The organism is Streptomyces palmae (assembly GCF_004684805.1).
Lineage (GTDB): Bacteria > Actinomycetota > Actinomycetes > Streptomycetales > Streptomycetaceae > Streptomyces > Streptomyces palmae.
In genome coordinates this window covers 1-1,716 of record NZ_SRID01000648.1, presented here as the reverse complement: position 1 = coordinate 1,716, position 1,716 = coordinate 1, and the positions used below count along the sequence as shown (strand labels likewise).

Sequence of the window (1,716 nt, the reverse complement as noted above, 5' to 3'; positions counted from 1 at the left end):
TCAGAGACAGGTGGTGGGGGTGGTGGGCGCCCGCGGTCAGTGGCCGGCGGCCGAGCGGCTCGGTCGGTGCAGGGCGGAGCCCGCGCGCCAGGCGGCCCAGGGCATGTTCCAGCCGCTCAGACCGTTGTCGGGCGCCACCCGGCGTTCGCGGGAGTTGACGACCTCCACCACGTCGCCGATGAGCGACCGCTGGTAGAACCAGCCGGCCGGGGTGCGCCGGCTGCCGCCGCGGACATCGCGCAGCCCGATGCAGCCGTGGCTGGACTTGGTGGCACCGAAGATGCGGGGCTCGGCCCAGTAGTTGCCGTGCAGAAAGGTCCCGGAGGAGGTGAGGCGCAGGGCATGGGGAACGTCCGCGATGTCGTACTCGCCGCCGAAACCCACCGTGGAGCCGTTCATCCGGGTCTTGGCCAGCCGTTCCATGACCACCATCCGGCCGTTGTACGTCTCGTGGCCCGGCGCGCCGGTGGTCACCGGGAGCTGGGCGACGGTCCGGCCGTCGCGGCGTACGGTCATCTTCTGCCGGGCCGCGTCCACCGTGCTGACCTGCGAACGGCCCACGGTGAAGGTGACCTTGCGGTGCTGGATGCCGTACGAGTCGGGGCCCGAGCGCACATCGCGCAACCGCAGGTCCAGGGTGACCCGGGTGCCGGGGCGCCAGTAGCCGCGCGGCCGGTAGTCCAGTCGCCGGTTGCCGAACCAGTGGGGGGCGATCTCGGTCCGCGGGCGGGCGGTGACCCGGATGCCGCGCTCGACCGCGGCCCGGTCGAGGATGGGCCGGTTGAAGCCGAAGGTGACGATCATTCCGGTGCCGACGGTGGAGCCGTGCTCGGGGGTGAAGTAGCCGATGAAGCGGTGCCGCGGAACATAGGTGGTGAAGGTGGTGTGCCGGGCGGCTCGCCGGCCGCGCTCGTCCACCGCCACGGCGTCCACCGCGTAGCGGGCGGCGAGGGTGAGCCGCGGTTCGGTCGGCCGCCAGTCGTGGCCGTCCGGCGAGAGCCGCCCGGCCAGTACGGTGCGCTCGCCGACGTCGTCGGTGCGGGTGACCCGGACCCGCTCCAGCCGGCCGCCGGGCGCCGTCACCGACAGCCGTCCCTCGGGGCGCACCCCCCTGGCGCCGTTGTGCGGGGTGATGCGGATGGCCTCCACCGTCGGGCGGGGGGCGTCGTCGCTGCCGATGCGGTCCAGCCCGCAGCTCGCGAGGGACAGCAGTACGGCGCCGGCCGCCGCGGTCCGTCGGCCCGTGCCCGTCCACGGCCCCCGGCCTGATCGCTTGGTCACGCCTTCCCCAACGATCGCCTCCGCCGGGGGCAACGAGGCGTCCCCCGCCTTGCCCTGCGAAATACCCCGAACGGCCGCGCCGCCCCCGCTGGGCCGGGGCCGCGGGAGTGAGGGCCCGGCTCCTGGTGGGCAGAACCGTAGGGGACCTTCGCCCGTACGGCACGGGGCGCGGTGCGGGCGGTGCCTCCGGAAGGCGGACGGCGCCCTCCCGGGTCCTTCGGAGCCGAGCCGCCGGAGGCGAGCTGGTGTCGAACGCAGCTGAGCAGGAGACGGCCCGGGGCCGGGCCGCGAGCCATGTGCCGCCGGGCGTTCCCGGGCCGCGGGAGGCCGCGCCGGGGCCGGTGGCCGGGCCGCCCGCGCCCCCGGGGGACTGGCACCGGCTGGGGGCCTGGGCGGGGACCGGTCCGGACGGCGCGCCGGGCACCGGCTTCGCGC

At 75.8% G+C, this 1,716-nt stretch carries 2 protein-coding genes; one reads left to right on the top strand and one right to left on the bottom strand.

What is annotated here, in order from left to right:
- Positions 1-36: 36 nt before the first annotated feature.
- Positions 37-1,281: a L,D-transpeptidase gene (locus E4099_RS31790; protein ID WP_135342555.1), complete on the bottom strand. Its 1,245-nt coding sequence runs from the start codon at positions 1,279-1,281 to the stop codon at positions 37-39.
- 245 nt (positions 1,282-1,526) lie between these two features.
- Here E4099_RS31790 and E4099_RS33800 point away from each other — a divergent pair.
- Positions 1,527-1,716 (top strand): hypothetical protein (locus E4099_RS33800; protein ID WP_425348292.1); only part of this gene is annotated, 190 nt, incomplete at its 3' end.